Origin of the sequence: Lentibacillus persicus (genome assembly GCF_900112705.1) — a bacterium.
Lineage (GTDB): Bacteria > Bacillota > Bacilli > Bacillales > Amphibacillaceae > Lentibacillus > Lentibacillus persicus.
Window position 1 is genome coordinate 311,270 of record NZ_FOMR01000002.1, and the last position, 19,878, is coordinate 331,147.

22 protein-coding genes and 1 other annotated feature (1 of these 23 running past the window's edge) are annotated in these 19,878 nt (G+C 41.1%); of the genes, 10 read left to right on the forward strand and 12 right to left on the reverse strand.

Features of this window, described 5'->3' with window-relative positions; translation table 11 throughout:
- Positions 1-41 precede the first annotated feature (41 nt).
- The 3 genes from pheT to BMZ22_RS03870 form a co-directional block, all read right to left on the reverse strand.
- Positions 42-2,468 carry a phenylalanine--tRNA ligase subunit beta gene (gene pheT, locus BMZ22_RS03860; protein ID WP_090081693.1) on the reverse strand — a complete coding sequence of 809 codons (2,427 nt, stop codon included), beginning with the start codon at positions 2,466-2,468 and terminating at the stop codon, positions 42-44.
- A complete protein-coding gene (gene pheS / locus BMZ22_RS03865; protein WP_090081698.1) occupies positions 2,468-3,517 on the reverse strand; it encodes a phenylalanine--tRNA ligase subunit alpha in 1,050 nt (349 codons plus the stop codon). The genes pheT and pheS overlap by 1 nt, the downstream gene beginning before the upstream one ends.
- Positions 3,518-3,879: 362 nt before the next feature.
- Positions 3,880-4,617: a TrmH family RNA methyltransferase gene (locus BMZ22_RS03870; RefSeq protein ID WP_090081701.1), complete on the reverse strand. Its 738-nt coding sequence runs from the start codon at positions 4,615-4,617 to the stop codon at positions 3,880-3,882.
- 100 nt (positions 4,618-4,717) lie between these two features.
- On the opposite strand from BMZ22_RS03870, the gene sspI reads away from it, so the two are divergent.
- The 8 genes from sspI (at position 4,718) to BMZ22_RS03910 (ending at position 12,597) form a co-directional block, all read left to right on the forward strand.
- Positions 4,718-4,942, forward strand: a complete 225-nt coding sequence (sspI, locus tag BMZ22_RS03875) for a small acid-soluble spore protein SspI (RefSeq protein WP_090081706.1) — start codon at positions 4,718-4,720, stop codon at positions 4,940-4,942.
- Positions 4,943-5,520: 578 nt separating this feature from the next.
- Positions 5,521-7,107, forward strand: coding sequence for a DUF6583 family protein (locus BMZ22_RS03880; RefSeq protein WP_090081709.1), 1,587 nt, complete (start codon positions 5,521-5,523; stop codon positions 7,105-7,107).
- A 16-nt stretch (positions 7,108-7,123) separates the two neighbouring features.
- Positions 7,124-8,344: an ABC transporter permease gene (locus tag BMZ22_RS03885; protein ID WP_090081713.1), complete on the forward strand. Its 1,221-nt coding sequence runs from the start codon at positions 7,124-7,126 to the stop codon at positions 8,342-8,344.
- Entirely contained in the window at positions 8,341-9,459 is a 1,119-nt protein-coding gene (locus BMZ22_RS03890; protein ID WP_090081717.1) for an ABC transporter permease, read from the forward strand. Before BMZ22_RS03885 ends, BMZ22_RS03890 begins: the two co-directional genes overlap by 4 nt.
- Complete coding sequence (locus tag BMZ22_RS03895) at positions 9,452-10,123, forward strand: ABC transporter ATP-binding protein (protein ID WP_090081720.1); 672 nt, start codon at positions 9,452-9,454, stop codon at positions 10,121-10,123. The genes BMZ22_RS03890 and BMZ22_RS03895 overlap by 8 nt, the downstream gene beginning before the upstream one ends.
- A 197-nt stretch (positions 10,124-10,320) precedes the next feature.
- Positions 10,321-10,998, forward strand: coding sequence for a lytic transglycosylase domain-containing protein (locus BMZ22_RS17350; protein ID WP_090081724.1), 678 nt, complete (start codon positions 10,321-10,323; stop codon positions 10,996-10,998).
- A 218-nt stretch (positions 10,999-11,216) separates the two neighbouring features.
- Positions 11,217-11,708, forward strand: coding sequence for a hypothetical protein (locus BMZ22_RS03905; protein ID WP_245745187.1), 492 nt, complete (start codon positions 11,217-11,219; stop codon positions 11,706-11,708).
- A gap of 118 nt (positions 11,709-11,826) precedes the next feature.
- Positions 11,827-12,597 (forward strand): SDR family NAD(P)-dependent oxidoreductase, encoded by a 771-nt coding sequence (locus tag BMZ22_RS03910; RefSeq protein WP_090081728.1) that lies wholly within the window; start codon positions 11,827-11,829, stop codon positions 12,595-12,597.
- Positions 12,598-12,828: 231 nt separating this feature from the next.
- Here BMZ22_RS03910 and BMZ22_RS03915 read toward each other — a convergent pair whose 3' ends face one another.
- The 4 genes from BMZ22_RS03915 to BMZ22_RS03930 all read right to left on the reverse strand — a co-directional run bounded on the left by BMZ22_RS03915 (position 12,829) and on the right by BMZ22_RS03930 (position 15,704).
- Positions 12,829-13,362 carry a GrpB family protein gene (locus BMZ22_RS03915; RefSeq protein WP_090081731.1) on the reverse strand — a complete coding sequence of 178 codons (534 nt, stop codon included), beginning with the start codon at positions 13,360-13,362 and terminating at the stop codon, positions 12,829-12,831.
- 225 nt (positions 13,363-13,587) lie between these two features.
- Positions 13,588-13,890, reverse strand: a complete 303-nt coding sequence (locus BMZ22_RS17460; protein ID WP_090081735.1) for a TIGR04104 family putative zinc finger protein — start codon at positions 13,888-13,890, stop codon at positions 13,588-13,590.
- A gap of 172 nt (positions 13,891-14,062) precedes the next feature.
- Complete coding sequence (locus BMZ22_RS03925; RefSeq protein WP_090081738.1) at positions 14,063-15,148, reverse strand: M42 family metallopeptidase; 1,086 nt, start codon at positions 15,146-15,148, stop codon at positions 14,063-14,065.
- Between the two features lie 70 nt (positions 15,149-15,218).
- A complete protein-coding gene (locus BMZ22_RS03930; protein ID WP_090081741.1) occupies positions 15,219-15,704 on the reverse strand; it encodes a dUTP diphosphatase in 486 nt (161 codons plus the stop codon).
- A 299-nt stretch (positions 15,705-16,003) separates the two neighbouring features.
- Between BMZ22_RS03930 and BMZ22_RS03935 the strand changes: the two genes are divergently transcribed.
- Positions 16,004-16,396, forward strand: a complete 393-nt coding sequence (locus tag BMZ22_RS03935; RefSeq protein WP_090081744.1) for a sigma-w pathway protein ysdB — start codon at positions 16,004-16,006, stop codon at positions 16,394-16,396.
- A gap of 58 nt (positions 16,397-16,454) precedes the next feature.
- On the opposite strand, the gene BMZ22_RS03940 is transcribed toward BMZ22_RS03935, so the two are convergent.
- Both BMZ22_RS03940 and BMZ22_RS03945 read right to left on the reverse strand, forming a co-directional pair.
- The gene (locus BMZ22_RS03940) at positions 16,455-17,027 is read right to left on the reverse strand and encodes a TVP38/TMEM64 family protein (RefSeq protein ID WP_090081747.1); all 573 of its coding nucleotides are present in this window, start codon (positions 17,025-17,027) and stop codon (positions 16,455-16,457) included.
- 63 nt (positions 17,028-17,090) lie between these two features.
- Positions 17,091-17,351 carry a DUF1294 domain-containing protein gene (locus tag BMZ22_RS03945; protein ID WP_090081749.1) on the reverse strand — a complete coding sequence of 87 codons (261 nt, stop codon included), beginning with the start codon at positions 17,349-17,351 and terminating at the stop codon, positions 17,091-17,093.
- Between the two features lie 205 nt (positions 17,352-17,556).
- Between BMZ22_RS03945 and BMZ22_RS03950 the strand changes: the two genes are divergently transcribed.
- Entirely contained in the window at positions 17,557-18,471 is a 915-nt protein-coding gene (locus BMZ22_RS03950; protein WP_090081751.1) for a ketopantoate reductase family protein, read from the forward strand.
- Between the two features lie 71 nt (positions 18,472-18,542).
- On the opposite strand, the gene rplT is transcribed toward BMZ22_RS03950, so the two are convergent.
- The 3 genes from rplT to infC are packed head-to-tail and all read right to left on the reverse strand — an operon-like array spanning position 18,543 to position 19,687.
- Entirely contained in the window at positions 18,543-18,899 is a 357-nt protein-coding gene (rplT, locus tag BMZ22_RS03955; RefSeq protein ID WP_090081754.1) for a 50S ribosomal protein L20, read from the reverse strand.
- Positions 18,900-18,957: 58 nt separating this feature from the next.
- Positions 18,958-19,155, reverse strand: a complete 198-nt coding sequence (gene rpmI / locus BMZ22_RS03960; protein ID WP_090081756.1) for a 50S ribosomal protein L35 — start codon at positions 19,153-19,155, stop codon at positions 18,958-18,960.
- 28 nt (positions 19,156-19,183) lie between these two features.
- A complete protein-coding gene (gene infC / locus BMZ22_RS03965) occupies positions 19,184-19,687 on the reverse strand; it encodes a translation initiation factor IF-3 (protein ID WP_090081759.1) in 504 nt (167 codons plus the stop codon).
- A gap of 70 nt (positions 19,688-19,757) precedes the next feature.
- Positions 19,758-19,878: a sequence feature (ribosomal protein L20 leader region), on the reverse strand; it runs 2 nt beyond the window's last position.

Consider the following 19,878-nt stretch of genomic DNA (forward strand, 5'->3'; position numbering starts at 1 on the left):
GAAAAAGCAAGAGCAGACACCTAAATGCCTGCTCTCTCTTTTTATGACCTGACGTAAGCGTTAAAATTCCGATTTACTGTGTCGACGATTTTCTGATAAGATTCTTCAACTTCCGCATCTTTCAATGTTTTCTCCAGATCCTGATACAACAAGCTATATGCAACAGATTTTTTACCTTCTGGCAGGTTTTCTCCTTTGTAAACATCAAAAATACGTACATTTTTCACGAGCGGTGACCCAGCTTCTTCAATCATGTCTTTTATCTCGCCGGCTTTGACGTCTTCATTAACAATAAATGCAATGTCCCTGGCAATTGAAGGGTATTTCGGTACCGGGCGGTAATCCGTATCAGTTGTAAACGCGTCAAAAATAACCTCCATATTGAGATCAAAAGCGTAGGATTCTTTTATATCCATTGTTTTTTCGAGCTTCGGATGAACCTGTCCCAAAAATCCGGCCACTTGATTATCAATTAATACAGCTGCACAGCGGCCTGGGTGCATATCGGCTAATTTCGTTTGTTCAAACGTTACCGGAATATTTAAGAAATCAAACAATCCCTCAACAATTCCTTTAACCAAATAAAAGTCGACTTTCCTTTTTTCCTGCTGCCATGAATGATTCAGCCACAGCCCTGACAGAACACCTGCTAAACGCAAATTTTCCTCCGGCTGATTAGATGGCTGAGATTCTTCTGACAAAAACACATTGCCCAGTTCAAAATAATGAATATCCGTTTGAGAACGTGCTTGATTATGTGCCAACGATTTCAGAAGTCCCGGCAGTACGCTCAAGCGCAAATATCTATGATCTTCACTCATCGGCATTGAAAGCTGAACAGGTTCCAGTGCTTTTTTAGCGAGTTCAGGGCTAAGCAATTTGTTAATACCGGCTTCATCGGTAAGCGAGTACGTGATGGTTTCCATCAACCCTGCGCTCTGTAAATATTTTTTTATTTCACGTTTGAGTTTTTGCTTCTGTGTCAACCCGCCGGCTTGAGGCGATCCTTCCGGCAGCGTATATGGCAAGTGTTCATAACCATAAATCCTGGCGACTTCTTCGACCATATCTTCGAGAATTGAAATATCCCCGCGGCGGGTTGGTACGTGAACGACAAACGAATCGTTTTCCTGTTCAAATGAAAACTGTAATTTATTTAGGATCGTGCTGATTTCTTCAGAAGTAATAGCCGTTCCAAGCCTTTTGTTAATTTCTTCAGTCGCAAAGGTTACCGTCTTTTCACCCCTGTCCATTTCATCAAACGAAACAGGTCCGGCTAAAATAGTCGCTCCGGCATATTTTTCAAGCAGATGGCACGCTCTTAAACCTGCGCGTTCCACACGATTTGGGTCAACCCCTTTTTCAAACCGTGTACTTGAATCACTCCGCAAGCCAGTATCGCTCACCGCTTTTCTAACAGCAGACGGATTAAAATATGCGGACTCCAGTAATATCGTAGCCGTATCACTGTATACTTCGGTATTCGCTCCCCCCATTACACCAGCAAGCGCAACCGGTTCCTTACCGTTTGTGATTACCAGGTTCTCATTGGTAAGCGTTCTTTCTTCCCCATCAAGTGTCATAATTTTTTCATTATCAAGAGCCCGCCGCGTCACAACTTTATCCGAACCAAAACGGTCATAGTCGAACGCGTGCAGCGGCTGACCATATTCGAGCAAAACATAGTTCGTAATATCGACAACATTATTGATCGGACGAATACCTGCCGCAATCAAATAGTTGCGCATCCACAGAGGAGATTGCTTGATTTCAACATTTTTGGCTATAAAGGCGCCATAATAAGGGTTCAATTCAGGGTCTTCTGCTGTGACCGTGATATAATCTTCAGCTTTTTCCTCCGACGGATGAATTGTTTCATCAGGGAATGTTACTTCCTCATCAAAAATGGCTGCAGTCTCGTATGCCACACCGAGCATACTCAGTGCATCCGCCCGATTAGGTGTTAAGTCAAATTCCAGCACCGCGTCATCCAGATTGAGGAGTTTCTCAACACTTTCACCGATGGTTGTATCCTCCGGGAATACAAAAATTCCTTCGGCTACATCAGACGGCACATATTTTTCGTCAATGCCTAATTCTTGAAGCGAGCAAATCATTCCGTTTGACTCTACTCCACGAAGCTTTACTTTTTTGATTTTGAAATTATTCGGCAGTACTGCCCCCGGTTTCGCGACTGCGACTTTTTGACCTTGTGTAACATTCGGAGCACCGCAAATAATCTGCAGCTTATCATCACCAGTGTTAACTTGACAAAGCTGTAATTTGTCGGCATTTGGGTGTTGTTCACACGATTCGACATACCCAACGACGACGCCGCTGGTTTTTTCTGCAACATATTCTATACCATCCACTTCGATTCCTGTTTTTGTGATTTTATCCGATAATTCTTCAGGTTTTATCGATTGGATATCAACGTAATTATTCAGCCAATTCAACGATACAAACATTACTGTGCCCCTCCTTGTGCATGGTGAAACTGTGTCAGGAATCGTTTATCATTCGTATAGAAATGACGGATATCATCAATGCCATATTTCAGCATAGCAATTCGGTCAGGTCCCATGCCAAACGCGAAACCTGTGTAAACTTTGGAGTCATATCCCGCCATCTCCAAAACATCAGGGTGAACCATACCGCCACCTAAAATTTCAATCCAGCCGGAGTGTTTACAAACTGAACAACCTGCCCCTTTGCAGACCTTACATGAAATGTCCATTTCAACAGATGGTTCGGTAAATGGGAAAAAGCTTGGACGCAGCCGAATCTCGCGGTCATTGCCAAAAATGCTTTTGGCAAACTTGTCCAGTGTCCCTTTCAAATCACTTAGTCGCACGTTTTTATCAACATAAAGTCCTTCAATTTGGGTGAACTGATGGGAATGTGTCGCATCGTCGGTATCGCGTCGGTAAACTTTTCCCGGGCAAATCATCTTGACCGGCTTTGCCCCGCCATATTGCTGCATGGTTCGTGCCTGTACAGGCGATGTGTGTGTCCTGAGAAGCAGCTCATTTGTAATGTAAAACGTGTCCTGCATATCACGTGCCGGGTGGCCCTTAGGCATATTCATTGCCTCAAAATTGAAATAATCGGTTTCCACTTCAGGTCCTTCTTTTACTTCATAGCCCATCCCGATGAATAAATCTTCAATTTCCTCGATTATACTTGTCAACAAATGAGGACCGCCGGCTTCAACAGGACGACCCGGCAATGTCACATCGAGTGTTTCACTTTCAAGTTTTGCATCGAGCTCTGCCTGTTCAAGCAATTCAGTTTTATGATTAATTTCTTCTGTTATCGCCTCACGCACTTTATTGGCAATCTCACCTACTACAGGCCGTTCCTCTTCTGAAAGTTTTCCCATTCCGCGCAAAACGCTTGTCAATGACCCTTTTTTACCTAAATACGTCACTTTTATTTCCTGAAGCTTTTTTAAATCGTTTGCTTCTTCAATTTTAGCAAGAGCTTCCTTCCGAATCATTTCTAACTGATCCTTCATGAAAATACCTCCCTATAGATTTTTGAATTCGTTCAAACATGAAAAAAGCCCCTATCCCTATAAAGGGACGAGGCTGTTATTAATCGCGGTACCACCCTTGTTGACACACGTATCGTGTCCAACTTTGCTATGATAACGGATGATTCGATCCGATGCACCTTTACTTACGTCGAAGGTCCAAGTGCCAGCTCCAGAGTGAAACGGCAGCAAACGTATCGGCAGAGGTGCTCTCAGTCTATGACACCTCTTCCCTTATTGCCGAACAGAATATTGTTGCCTGGCTCTTTCTCAGCTTTTTAAACAACACATATTTAATTTAATCAAATTTCTTTAATTATAGTTAATTTAAATAAAATATGCAACTAATTTACAAAAGCATACATCAATATACCGGCTGCAATACTCACATTGAGTGATTCAGCTTTGCCATAAATTGGAATTTTCACCGAATTGTCTGCCTGCCTGATAATTTCTTCTCGAACACCTGCACCTTCATTTCCAAGGATTAAAGCAATCTTGTCAGGCACTCTTACCGCTTTAAACGAACAGGCATTCTCTAAAGCTGAAGCCAGTACGGTAAACCCGTCGGCCTGCAATTCAGGTATTTTTTCGACTAGATTTGCAGAAAGTACTGGTATATGAAACAACGAGCCCTGAGTGGCTCTGATGACTTTGTCGTTATATAAATCAACGGTGCCGCTACCGGTTATAACTGCATCAAATCCTGCTGCATCCGCTGTACGAATTATTGTGCCGAGATTGCCCGGGTCCTGAATCGCATCAATTAAGAGCATTTTCGCTTCTCTGTCGATCTGAAGCTCTTTCATTTCAACGATTGCCGCCACTCCCTGTGGCGTCTCAGTCATTGTGATGTGCTGCATCACTTTTTTATTCACATTAATAATAGGGTATTGACTGAACCACGAGGGTTTATGTACATCATCCTCAATAATAATCTCATTTATTCGCCATCCGCTTTGATATGCTTCTTCGATTAAATGAAAGCCTTCAATCAAAAACTTGCCAAATTTGTTGCGATCTTTGCGTTTTTGTAATTTCGTCCACTGTTTAACTTTTTCATTTTGCAGTGAGGTAATCATTTTATTCAACCCACTTTACGATTTTCTTCTATTATCATACATACTTTTTACTTTGCGGGTCAAACTATCGTTAGTTTAATTAATTTTGTGAGGTGTTTTTATGGATTTGAACTTACGTAAAGCTATTTTATCCAATATCGCTGAAAATGATCACGAGCAGCTGGAAGCGACAATTGTTGATGCCATACAGGACGGTGAAGAAAAAATGCTCCCGGGATTAGGCGTCCTGTTTGAATTGATTTGGAAACAATCTGATGACGAGGAGAAGCAAGAGATGATCAAATCATTGGAGCAAGGCGTCCACCAAGCAAACCCCGGCTCCTAACGACGGACAAAAGACAGATGCATCCAGGCGTCTGTCTTTTTTTAAGAGTTTTGTTTTTCCCTGTTTGTCTATCGATGTAAAAGTGCCACGTAGTGAAAATTCTTCAGTAAGTGCTATACCACCGCTCCGGAAATACACGCCGCTCCTGCGGGAAAAGCAACGGCTGAAGACCCCGCAGGAAGCGGTAAGGTTCAAAGGCTAAGAACGCCACGTCCTGTGGCAACGCCTTTGTGACCAACATCGTGTTGGCCCGAGGCTGAAGCGTTGCCCGCGGAAAGCGACTGCCTGGAACGGAAATCAACCAGCACTTTGTCGCAGTTTATGGGTTTTGTGTAATAAACAACTACCTTTATGAAAACAGTTTTTCTTATAAATTCTTATATTAAGATAACTCTTCCCCCTAGAAAGGTAAACCGCTTTAATTCTGAAACTTGCTGGCTATAATCCTATTTATATATGCCGATTTACTTTTCCATGCTATTTCAATGATAAATAGAATAGTATATAATTAAATTATTGTATCAAGGATAGTCTTTACATATATATAATTATAAAGGTAAGAAGGGGGATAATAATCAATGGAACAGAATACCACCAAAAAAAGAATGCCCAAAACGTTAATAGCTATTATTGTGGCAGCAGTTTTGGTTATCGGAGGAAGTGCAGCAGCATTTGCTCTTATCACCGGGTCTCCAAAGGCTCAATATTTTCAAGCGGAAAAGAACACAATCGAATTTTTAACAGACAGCGTGAAGGAACGCTACCAGCCTGAAATGGACTGGAGAGAACATTCAATGGAAAATCCGACTGAGAACGCAGTGGAGTTATCCGCTGAATACAACGGCCCGCCAAGCAGTGGAATGGGCATGGGTCCTGAGCAAATTCTCAATAATTCAACAATTGCCTTCACCTCACAAGTGGACCAGGACAATCATCAAATGAATGCAGATTTACAAATGAATTTTGCCGGTATTGAAATAAATGACATCGGAATGTATCTCGATTCTGATAAGGCCAGATTGCAACTTCCATTTTTGGATGAAGCACTTCAAATTACAGATGAGAATTTAGGCCCGCTGTTGCAGGATGCTGACCCGTCCCTCAGCGAAATTAAGATTGATTTTGAGGCAATATTTAATCAGATGGAAGGAACTTTGCCTGAAGAAGACCGTGAATACATAGCAGATGAATATCTGAGTATGATTTACAGCGAACTGCCTGACGATGCCTTCACGGAAGAACAGGAAAAAGTGACCGTGCAGGAACAATCGATTGACACAACGAAAATAACACTTAATCTCTCAGAGCAACAATTAAAAGCGTTAATCACAACGGTTTTGGAAAAAATGAAAAATGATGACGACTTAAAAGAGATTATAGAAGAACAAATCAGAATGCAGCAATACGGCGTTTTTGCTTCCGATTCATTGCCAAATGACATGGAAAATGATGTAACGGCTGCAATGGACGATTTTGACCAATCCATTGATGATGCTATCAGCGGATTGGAAGATTACCAGATTCCTGAAGGACTGACGTCAACCATCTGGGTTCAGGATAACTTGATTGTTAAACGCGAGTTTTCAACGAGTTTAGCACCTGCAGAGGAGACGTTGACAACTTTAACAATAAGCGGCAATCAATTGTTAACTAATGAGGAACAAAACCTAAGTTATGAATTCACTGCTGATGACGACTCAACTGTGACTGTTGATGCCAATCTATCAAACAAGGAAAATCAGCTTGAAGATTCCATCACAATTGCTGCTGATGGGATAGAATTGTCCTATAACGGCTCCTCACAGCTACAGGATGGCACAAGAGAATTTGAACGGGTTTTTTCATTCAGCAGTCCGGATCCAAACGGCTCAGGAAGTTTGAACTGGAGCGGTGAAGCCACATATGAAAACGACCAGAAGCGTGCGGACCATACATTGGCTGTGGATATGCCCGATCTGCCTCAGGAATTTGTCAGTCTCAATATCAAAAATGATGCCAAAACTATTAATGAAGTAACACAGCCTGATGATTCCAACGTCAAACAACTTGGCGACATGTCTGCACAAGAAGTGGAGACGTATTTCCAAACAGAATTCGCTCAACAGTTCCAGCAATGGTTCATGGGGATGATGGGTGCCCCAGGCGGTAATATGAACAACTTTTAAATAAGGAAGTTGCATTATGGAATTTTTAAAACACACCTTCCTGTTCATCAGGAGCAACTTGAAGAAATTACAGAGGAAGTGGCTAGCGCTTCCTCTGTTTTTACTGTTTCCTGTTTTTATCGTTTCACTCATCGCAGTAGTCATTCTGTCCATCTTCATGCCTGATGAGACCGAACCGATTCAAGTCGGACTTGTTGACCAGGATAAATCGGATGAAACCGAAATGGTTGTCGACTTAATCGAGGAATCAGCACAGCTTGGAAGCTTTGTAAATATAAACGCTCTAACCGAGGAACAAGCAAAAAAACAAGTCAACGACCACTTAAGCGGCTACATAACTTTTCCAGAGGGCTTTACCGCAAATTTGTATAACGGCGAATCAGTTACCCTAACTATTACGGGTAATCCTGATAAACAAATGGAAGCTTATTTGATAAAAGAATTGCTGGATAGTATTGCACGGCATATTCGAACATCACAGGCCAATATCCTGACAATTAATTATTATGCCAAACAGCTCCCCATCGATAATGCTTCACGCGAAGACATGCTGTTTCAGCAATTTAATAACTTCCTGGTTTATGCTGTCGGCAAAGATAGAATAATAGATGATGAGGAAATCAGTAACCACGCTTCCGCTTCACCCTTCCGTTATTTTGGATTGGGAGCATGGTTTATGATCATCACAATCTGGCTATTTTTATTTTACGCATTTTTCACGAATGATGAACAACCCGGGATGCAAAACAGGATGCGTTTATACGGTGTCACCACACTTCAGCAATTGACAGCTAAAATTGTGACAACTTTGATTACTGCCGGTGTTTTAACTGGAGTGGCTCTTTGTACATACGTTGTGCTTACAGACCTTGACGTGTCAGCAGAAAATTATTTTCATGCAGCACTTCTGACAAAGTTGTACAGCTTAATATATTTGATCATACTGGCAATCCTGGACGTTATTTTTACAGGACAAAAGATTCGAATGCTCTTCCAATCAATCGTTTCACTGATTATTCTGCTGGTGAGCGGTGCGATTATACCAACCTTGTACTTCCCGTTATATGTACAAAACTTGCTGCCACACTTTTTTGCAAGTAACGGGTTCTATTGGCTGCAGGAAGTTCTATTAAGCGCCAGGTTTTATGCAGATTACGTGCCAATGATCATGACTCTAGCAGCTGCCGGGTTTATACTAATAGCTGCAGTAGCTTGGAAGGAGCGCGACATCCTATGAAACAAATCATCACAACGCGCTTAATGCACTGGAAAAAACAATGGGTCAGTCTCGTTTTTTGGCTTCTGTTCCCTTTGCTTGCCACCATTTGTATCACATTGATTGCTGCGGCGCTACAGGATGATACAAACGTTCCAGTCGGTGTTGTACTTGAGGAGGACACGGATGCTTCGCGGGAATTGGTTGAGGAGGTCAGACGGGCACCATTTATCAGACTGAAATTGCTTAATCAAGATGAAGCATTGTACGAATTGGAAAAACACGAGCTTGATAGTGTATTCGTCATCCATGAAGGTTTTAAAGAAAATATTCAGGAAGATAACCGAAACAAATTAATCACCAGCTATCAATCCGATCTATCATTTGCCTATCAGCCGGTCAAAGAGATGATTATATCCTATGTTCAGCAAGAAACAGGACGAGTAAAAGCAGCCTTTACCGTTAATCAGCTTGAACAGGAATACAATTCTCAGGCAAACTGGACGTTTGAAGAGATTGTCGCAAAAAGCAAAGAAATCCAGAAGAACGAAAATTTGTTAAATACCGACTTTTCATTTCCTGAATCACCGGCTGAAACAACTCAGAACACGCGACTCTTTTCCATTTGGGGCCTATGGGGCGTATTCAATCTTTTGTCAACATGGCTTCTGTTTGACTGGGTCATTAAGGAAAAGCGATCTAAAGCTATACTACGGTTGGCATTTACACGTTTTTCATTAAAAGCATATTTGATTCAAAATTTTCTTCATTATTTTATTTTAATTTTGTTAACTGATCTTTTGAGTGCAGTCATTTTCTATTGGATGTTTGGGGAATGGATCAGCATTGCAAATATATTGATTTATCGTTTTTTCGCGGCAGCTGCAGCATTTTTAGTCGCACATCTTTTTTCGAATACATTTGTATATTATACGAGTGCATTTGCATTTGTGCTGATCGTTTCAATTGGCAGTGGTGCCATACTGCCTGCAAGCTTTATTGGCGGGCTGGCTTGGTTTGACCTAATTAACCCGCTCGCCCCACTACTTTCCGGCGAATATATCAGTTTATGGACCGTGCTTATTACCATTTTTGCTTTTCTTTGGATTATCAGAAAGGACCGATATCATGCTTGAAGTTCAATCCTTATCAAAATCATATGGCGCAAAGCAGATTCTGGATAAAATTTCTTTTTCTGTGAAACCCGGTGAAATTGTTGGGCTGGTTGGAGAAAATGGTGCGGGAAAATCAACGCTTTTGCATATTCTGGCAGGCTTAATTAAACCTGCCTCTGGCGACATAACACTTAACAGTTATTCGTACGAATCCCGGCCAAAAAACATCCGTCGGCATATCGGCTTTGTCCCCCAGGAGATTGCATTGTGGGAAAACTTTACAGTGAACGAAAATATGGTATTTTTCGAACGGCTAGCCTGGAATAATACGCATAGAAGGGAACTCAGGAAGCTATGCCAAGATATGGGGCTTGAAAAGTGGAACGAGCCGGTGAAAGTACTTTCCGGCGGTATGAAACGGAAATTAAATTTAGCCATCAGCTTGATTCATAACCCTGACTTATTGCTGCTCGACGAACCGACTGCTGGAATTGATTTAAAGTCGCGCAAAGAGATCGGTGCCTATTTAACTAATTTAGCAAAAATAAATGGGAAAGTGATTTTATATACGTCACATGACATGGACGAAATTATACAGATATGTGACCAAATCTATTGTCTTGGAAATGACCCTTTTTACCATCAGGTTTTGAAAGAGTATGGCCGCCAGCCAATTCTATTATAAAGTAAATCTTCATTCAGCGGGATGCCTCTCCCCGCTGAATGTTAGATGAACAGAATCGGACATTTATGGGCAGTTAGCTGCCGTTCTTCGGCAGGTTACTGTCCATTACATGCGGGATAATATTTGTCCTAGTCGCTTTATTGCCTTTCAGCTATTTTAAGTATAAACTATAGTCAGGATATAAAGGAGTTGGGTTTATGGATATTCGCAGTCTGCAAACGTTTATTCAGCAGCAAGCACTGGCGACAATGACATCATCACTCTCCGGCAGCTCGAGAGAGAAGTCATCGGTAAGCGGTTTGCCATTCAAATTAATGCTTCAGCAGCAAATGCAGGTTAATAGCCTATCTGCTGGACAGGATGCTTCTCCTCTTAATCTAACCGGTCAGCCGCCTCTAAATTATAATGTAAATAATGTAACCAACTCCCTACCAAAAGCATTTTCCAGTGAGAATGCAATAAGCAACCTGCAGTACCCATCAGTTAACACACAAGCAGAAACCGGATTCGATTCATACATTGAAAAAGCTTCTGAGAAATACGGGGTTGATCGCAATTTGATAAAATCGGTGATTGACGCTGAATCAAATTATAACCCAAATGCAAAAAGTCATGCCGGTGCCCAAGGGCTGATGCAATTAATGCCGGCAACCGCTGCAGGGCTTGGCGTTTCCAATCCTTATGACCCAGCGCAAAATATTGACGGCGGCACAAACTATTTGAAACAAATGCTTGATAAATATAATGGAAAAATCGAAATGGCCCTTGCAGCCTACAATGCAGGGCCAGGAAACGTTGATAAATATCAGGGCATACCGCCATTTAAAGAAACGCGGCAATATGTCGAAAAAGTTATGAATCGTTATGTGACATAATCGCACATTCAAAATAAACCTCCCTTTCCTGGAAGGATGTGATAATAATTCATACAAGACTAAAAGGCACAGATTATGTATGGTATGCCAGCTATGGTTCAAATTTAGACAGAAATCGATTTTCATGTTACATCGAAGGCGGTAAACCTGAGGGATCTGGGAAAGTTGAAGCTGGCTGCAGAGATCAGTCGCCTCCCATAAAGGAAGCAACGCACATCATGCGTTATCCATTATATTTTGCAAAAGAATCAGCGCGCTGGCAACAGCAAGGCGTTGCCTTTATAGGGTTGGATAAAGATGAAAAACATTATACCTACAGTACAAAATATCTTATAACAGTGGAACAGTTTATGGACGTTGTAAAACAGGAAAATAACGGATTAAACTTGGAAATCGATTTAGAAACCGTTATGGTAAATGGACTTGAAGCATTTAGCAATTCATGGTACGGAATGATTTTGCACATCGGTGAAGCCGAGGGATATCCAATCTTTACATTTACGGCTGACTCGGAACCGGAGATAACCTTTAATAAACCCTCTGATGAATATTTAAGCATGATCATTAACGGTTTAAAAACAACGATAGGACTGGAAAATACCGAGATTACAAATTATCTCACCTCAAAACCGGGGATTACCGGAAATTGCGATCGAAAGGCTATTGAAAAGCTGGTGTTAAATTGGGGAGACAGGAGTATCCAGATATAGCGCTATGGTGTTTCTAATCCGTCTGTATTTCCACAATATTAAAGTAGAAACGCTTTTCATCCAGGATGTAATTATGCAGTAATCAAAAAAATTTTCATCATACTGAGGGGGATGCGTTATGGATTTGCAACTAGCGGGTAAAAAAGCGCTTATTACAGGAGGTAGTAGAGGAATTGGTAAAGCGATTACTCGTCAATTGGCCCTGGAAGGTGTCGATTGTGTAATATGTTCACGAAATGAATCTTCGTTAAAAGAAACTGCCAGTGAATTAATGAAAGAAACGGGAAGGGATATTAACCCAATCATGGCGGATATTGGAGACCCTGATTCGATTCAACAACTAGCGGAGAAAGCAGCAGAGACTATGGGTGGTATTGATATTTTAGTGAATAATGGAGCACGTGTCAGCGGTGGAGATCCAGAAGATTTCCACCATATAAACGATGAGCTTATTTTAAAAGATTTTGAAGAAAAATTTATGGGCTATTTTCGTTGTACACGAGCAGTTGCTCCTTATATGGTTAAAAACAATTGGGGACGGGTTATTAATGTAAGTGGTATGGCTGCGAGGAATGCCGGAAGTATCAGTGCTGGTGCTCGTAATGTATCAGTTGTTCATTTAACCAAGTCTTCGTCAGTTGAATTAGGAAAACATGGAATTACTGTTAATGCCGTTTATCCAGGTATTACGGAAACTGAGACAACTCGAGAAAGATTCCCAAATCAGGCCGATTTACTTGAGGTCTCTAAAATGAATTCGATCGGACGCTTAGTTAAAGCTGAGGAGATAGCCAACGTGGTTACATTCTTATCTTCACCATTATCAGTTTCTATTACAGGGGATGTTATTAATGTAACTGGAGGGACAGGCAACGCTGTTCATTATTAAAATATCAATCATTTTGAGGCAGATGGAGAAAGCTTGATTTTCTTCTTCAGCCTAAAAAAGTCGATTTTTCAAAGAAATCGGCTTTTTTATTTACCAATACAATAAATTTTATCTCCTCTGTACTGATTCTTGGTCACTTTGTGTTACATGGAGTATTCTTTACTAAAGAATGGCGACCGATTCTATAATATAAATTACTTGCTACTTCATCAAAAGGCATTTCTTCTCCCTTCATAAGAACATTGATTGTATCGTTCTTTGGTACCAAGTCATTGCCTTTTTTTCAATCTCCGAAACTAGCCGTTCTTTCCCACTTATGTATGCTTCAATATCATAGGGAAAGTGCTGGGACAATTCTTTTTTTAAGTTACTATATTCTTCTGCGGCACCAGGATGTGAGCGCAAATAATCGCGAAATGCCAGATGGCGTCCGATTTCGGAATTGCCTGCCTCATAAAAATGAATATGGTGAGTCCGCTCTTCTCCGCCCTTTTGGAAATATCGGCGCCCAGGAAGCCCGTTTTCTCCTTTTGCTTCATAACCACTATCAATCATTGCATTATTAAAGTCATCAATTCGATCAATATTCCTGACCACAGGCATTATGTCAATGATAGGCTTTGCCAATAGACCCTCTACGGACGTACTGCCAATATGATAAATTTCAATTATTTCGGACTCAAAAATCCTGCATAGTTTCTTTGCTTCTTCTTCAAACATTGAAGGCCAAGCTTGGTTATATGGTGTTATTTCGACCTTTCGCAACTTTAATCCCCCTTCTTCCTCTTGCCATAATATTTAACAATATGGCCTTTATATATGGAATGGGCTACAGGTTTTGTTCCGGATTGACACCCTCGAGTTGAACAATCTCCTGCTGCTAGTGATACCTCTCATAAAAGGTGGTAACATTATATAAAACTTCACCTGGTTTGTAGCTATAACTTTTATGAACGCTGAAGTGGGAGTCAAACCGGAAGACGTTTTTCATCATTCTGCTTGATCTTTATCGTATTTCAGAAAAAAAGGCACTATTAATGACAAACTAAACATCATTACAAACATAATCAAGAGGGTAACCATAGAAGTGAATGGTGATAAGAAGATTGCAAAATATAGTGGCAGAAGGGTAACAAGTGGGAGGACAAGGACGCGAAAATAAAAAGGAGTACTTTGTTTTCTACCACATGATTGGCAGATAATGCATATACCAAGCCAAATTTGCTTTAAAATTTGTCCAAGTTCAAATGTATTATCACAGTTTGCACATTTGGGTAAATACAAATATCCCACGCCTTTCTATTCTGATCTTCAGATCTATTTTAACATAATACTCGGGAAATATTTGGCAAAATTTTTCAAAATACATCTCTACAGTAAAAAAATTAGCGTACTAAAAATTATGTAATTTAGTACGCTAAATGTATTGTGTTTTTGCCTTTCTTCTATTAATAAAGCCCTGAGATTAACCGAGTTTAATCTCCTTTACCTTATCAGCATCCAATTTCTTGATTGTTGCAACGATCAGTTTTACGGCATTTTCAAAATCATCACGATGCAAAATCGCAGCGTGAGAATGAATATACCGTGTTGCAATCGTAATTGACAGTGACGGTACGCCATCTGCTGTTAAATGAATGGAACCCGAATCTGTTCCGCCGCCGGCAATGGAGGCAAATTGGTAAGGGATGTTTTGCTCTTCCGCCGTATCGACAACTAAATCACGAACACCTTTATTCGGTACCATAGAGGCATCATAAATAATAATTTGCGGTCCTTTACCGAGTTCACTATCCGCTTCTTTATCCGAAACACCTGGCATATCGCCAGCAATGCCAACATCGACACCAAAGCCGATATCAGGCTTAATAGCGTGCGCCGATGTACGTGCGCCGCGCAGCCCTACTTCCTCCTGAATCGTTCCTACGCCATAAACTACGTTAGGATGTTTTTCTCCTTTCAGCTGTTTGAGTACTTCGATTGCAATTGCACAGCCGATACGGTTGTCCCACGCTTTAGCCATAAGCATTTTTTCGTTTTTCATTTGCGTGAATTCAAAATAAGGGACGATCGAATCACCGGGACGTACGCCAAATTCCTCTGCCTCTTCTTTGCTGGATGCACCAATGTCAATAAACATATTTTTAATATCAACAGGTTTCTTGCGTTCTTCAGCACTCAGGACATGAGGCGGCTTAGAACCAATCAGGCCTGTCACATCTCCCCGTGCAGTCATAACGGTTACGCGCTGGGCAAGCATAACCTGATTCCACCAGCCACCAACCGTTTGGAAGTAGATAAAACCTTTGTCGTCAATACGGGTAACCATAAAACCAACCTCGTCTAAATGGCCCGCGACCATAATTTTCGGACCATTCGCTTCGCCGGTCTTTTCAGCTATAAGACTGCCCAGATTGTCCGTATACACCTCATCAGCATAAGGTGTAATATATTGACTCATAACTTCTCGTGGTTCTTTTTCGTTGCCGGGAATCCCGCGGGCGTCTGTTAGCGCTTTAAGCATGGTATTTGTTTCATCTAAATTTGCCATATGTAAGGACCTCCTTCTTTTCCTCTTTAATTATAACGCTAACATATAAAATAACAAAATAATATTTCTTTTAATATCCCTCGTCCTGCCGTTTATAATTAATTTTGTTTTTGCTCAAATAGGCATCCTTTACTGCTTGTTCATCAAATCCCAGCAGATAACCCAGCTGCAGGTAATTATCAAATAGTTTATTATAATTTTCTTCAAGCGGCTTCCGATAAAAGGAAATACATGCATCATAAACACGATTAAATTGTCCTGTTTCATCGTCTTCAGGTTGTACTAATGAATTGGAACTGTAACGATACCCTTTTTCCAGTCCTAACGATAAAATAAAGTGAATACCATCAACATATTCTTCCAAAATGACAGATTGCTTATTCCTTGGTTTTGTACTCCAGAACTTAAAACAGCGTGTTTCATTAGCAAGTTCTCCCAATTCGACAAGCAAAGCTAAATATTTCTCGCGGAAGACATCTTTGTTGGCAAGTTCATGCTGGTCTTCAATATAAGAATCCAGCTGTTTTTGCATCGTGTAAAGCTCCGACCAGTCCATTATTATTTCCCCATTTCAATTTATTTTTTATCCCGCATGTAACTGGCAGTACGACCCCCATGCGTATACAATGACGATTAGGTGGGGATCAACTGCCAGTAAATGTCCGATTCGTTCATCTAACAATCAGTGGGGGAAGAAAGCCGCCCCACTGATTGAAGATTCACTCTATCCCGCATGTAACTGGCAGTACGACCCCCATGCGTATAAATTGTAGCATGAAAGTACACCAATAGTGAAACCTCTCAGCTATCTTATTCGTACTCAATACTATCAAACAAGGCAGGGAGATTGTTAATATGGTTGTTCTATTATTCCGAGTGCTTATTCTCATCGCCTTTATCATGGTAATCTACACCCTCGTCCAATATTTCCGGAATCCGGATAGAAAACTGCAAATCGCAAAGGCGGCAAACACATTTTATATGGTTGATGATCAAAACAATTCCAAAAAAAATATTCAATTTGTATATAAAGGCTGCCATTTTGAAGGTGAAAAATATATTGGAGCCACTGAAGAGGCATTTGAAGTTGTTGACGTCCATATTTTTGCACGGGATCAGCATGAACTTGAGGGCATAACTCGTGACGACTTGTATTTTATTGAACAAGAAATCCTGATGCGGTATCCTTATGCAGCTGTTACATGGAAGTACCCGATAAGTAAGCTGATTTTAACACCTATTGAGTGAGATTCAGTTGCTCATGCAGCGAAAAAAGCACATCCCACATAAGGATGCACTTTTTTCGTCATGTGCTGACTTGGAAGAAATCATTCCATTTAATTATAATTTCTTTTCTTCGGAGAATATACAAGATCAGCAGTAATATTGCCATTAATAGGAGGATGTAAAATGGAGATAAACTTGAAAGCCACTTTCCAATCGACGTGTAAACAAACGCTATTGGGATATTTGTAAGGATTGAAGACTTGGTATAATCCCGAAAGTTTTCCGAGATTTCGATTAAGCATAATGATAACAAATGAAAATGAATAAACGGTATAAGCCTTAGAAGAGCGATTTGCGGTGCGGTGAATTCAGAACTGTCTCCCATTAACTTTCGCTTTAAATTAATAAGTGTGTTAGCCGTTCCCGGCATCCAGCGAATCACAGCATAAAAAACAATACTGGATAAGGTAATGCCGATCAGAGAGTACAATGTGCCGGCAACAGTTCCGAAAAGTACACCGCCTGAGATACATATAAAAACAACCGGAAGAAAAAATAAAGGCCTTAATAAATGAAAGCTGATAAATAAAACCGGTGCGAGCAGCCCGCCTGTTTCAATGAAAATCATCATGTAAGTCCCTAACTGCTCCATGTCTGACCTCCTTTTTCACCTCCAATACCACATCTGTACATGTATATGACATGAGACGAGCCCTTATGACAAGAAGCTGTACCAGACTAACAAAACAGCCTGTATAATAATCAAAAGCGGCACGCCAAATGTAAATAACCGGTGCTTTGTTTTATGCCGGAACTGCCTCATGCCTGCCAACACACCAAGTGCTCCTCCCAGAATTGCGAGTCCCCAAAGGGTCCTTTCAGGTATGCGATACGTTTGCTTTTTGGCTTTTTGTTTGTCGACAGCCATTATTAAAAAACTGATTATATTGACACTGATAATATAAGCACTGATCATCGTTCGTTTCTCCTTTAGTATCCAACTTGACTTACATGCGCGGTATGTCTTTTGCGCTTTCTCCATTATACGTAAAACAGACGGGGAACACTATAAGATTATGAAAAACTTAAACGCCTGCCAGTCAAAAACCTGCCACCAGCCGGAAATGATGATATAATGACAAGCAACATACATATAACCGACGACACTAGGGGGATTTGCTATGGAAATTAAAAATGTTTCTATCATTGGACTTGGCGCACTGGGAATAATGTACGGGCACCATCTTTCCAAAGTGTTACCGAAAGCAAAACTGCGAATTATAGCTGATCAGAACCGTATCGAAAAATATCAGCATGAGGGGATTTTTTGCAACGGTGAACGCTGCAATTTTCGGTATGTTACACCAGAAGACTCCGTAGAACCAGCAGACCTATTAATCTTTGCTGTGAAATACAGCGGACTGCAGGAAGCCATGAGAGCAGCCCAAAATCATATCGGTGCCAAGACGATTATTTTGTCGACTCTAAACGGCATTTCCAGCGAGAAGGATATCGGTTCACATTTTGGTTATGACAAAGTACTTTATTGTGTAGCGCAAGGAATGGATGCAGTGAAAACGGGAAACCGCCAAACATATGACAATTTTGGTCTCCTCTGTTTTGGTGACAAACACGGCATTGATTCGGAAAAGGTCAAACGGCTGACGAACTTTTTCGATAAAGTGAATATGCCCTATGAATTGGACGCCAACATGGCTAAGAGACAATGGGGAAAATTCATGCTGAACGTCGGTGTCAATCAGACAGTTGCAGTATTTGAAAGTGATTACGGAAAAATCCAGCAGGACGGTGATGCTCGTGAAATGATGATTGCTGCAATGCGGGAAGTTATACAATTATCCAAGTATGAAGGCATTCATTTAACTGAAGAAGACCTGGCGTACTGGCTCGAGGTTATTGGTAAGTTAAGCCCGCATGGTAAACCTTCGATGCGGCAGGATATGGAAGCCAGACGAAAAAGTGAGCTCGATTTGTTTGCCGGGACGGTTCTCGAGCTGGGCAGACAACACGGTGCAGCAACACCTGTGAACGAGGAGCTCTACCGGAAAATCAGCGAGATGGAAAAGGCGTTTTAGGGGGACAGCAATCCCGTCCCCTCGTCCCACAAAAAAACCAAGCCCGCTTGAGATGGACTTGGTTTTTTGCTTTATTTAAGGGCTGCTTTTGCTTTGTCAGCCAGTTGTGCAAATGCTTTTTCGTCATTTATAGCAAGGTCTGCCAGCATTTTACGGTTAACTTCAACACCAGCTTGCTTCAATCCGTGCATTAATCTGCTGTATGAAATATCGTTCATGCGTGCTGCAGCATTAATACGGGCAATCCACAACTTGCGGAAGTCACGTTTTTTCTGTCTGCGGTCGCGGTAAGCATATTGACCGGACTTCATAACCTGCTGTTTTGCTTGTTTAAATAACGCTCGTTTCGAGCCATAATAACCTTTTGCTAATTTTAATACGCGTTTACGACGTTTACGCGTAACTGTTCCACCTTTGACACGTGCCATGATAGTTCCCTCCTAATACAATTGAAAATCTGATTATTAATTTATATATACGTTCGTTTTATTTATACGGAAGCATTGTTTTGATACGTCTGAAATCACTTTTCGAGACAATAGCGGATTTACGCAATTTGCGCTTTTGTTTCTGTGATTTATGAGCAAACATGTGGCTTGTATAAGCGTGTCCGCGTTTCAATTTTCCTGTACCTGTTTTGCGCAGTCGTTTTTGTGAACCTTTATGGCTTTTCATTTTTGGCATATTGGTATCCTCCTTGTATCGTTAAAAACTACTTTTCGTTTATTGGTGCAAGCATCATAAACATATTGCGGCCTTCCATTTTTGCTTTGGATTCAATCGTCGCAACATCTTTCGTTTCTTCTGCAAGGCGATCAAGAACTTCCCTGCCGAGATCTTTATGCGTAATAGCACGCCCGCGGAACCGGACAGAGGCTTTCACTTTATCACCTTTGGATAAGAACTTTCTTGCATTCTTCAGTTTGGTGTTGAAATCATGTTCGCCAATACCCGGAGTGAAACGCACTTCTTTAACATTAATGACCTTCTGCTTTTTGCGCGCTTCTTTTTCTTTCTTTTGCTGTTCAAAGCGATATTTACCGTAGTTCATAATACGGCATACAGGCGGTTTGGCATTTGGCGCTACCAAAACCAAATCCAGCTCGCGTTTTTGCGCAATGTCAAGTGCTTCGTTACGTGATTTCACTCCCAGCTGATCACCGTTTGAATCGATCAGTCGTACCTCCCGGGCACGAATCTTTTCATTGACGTTCATATCTTTGCTAATTTAAAGCCACCTCCAAAAAATTAAATTCATGATCTGTCATTGACAAGTCGCTAGTATCGCAAATAAAAACGTGTCGGTACATACTGCACCCACACGTCTCCAATAGTAAATTGAAAATTTAAACCAGCCGACTGCATAAATGCGTCGATCAGGTGAGAAGCGGGTGCTTCTGCTTGTCT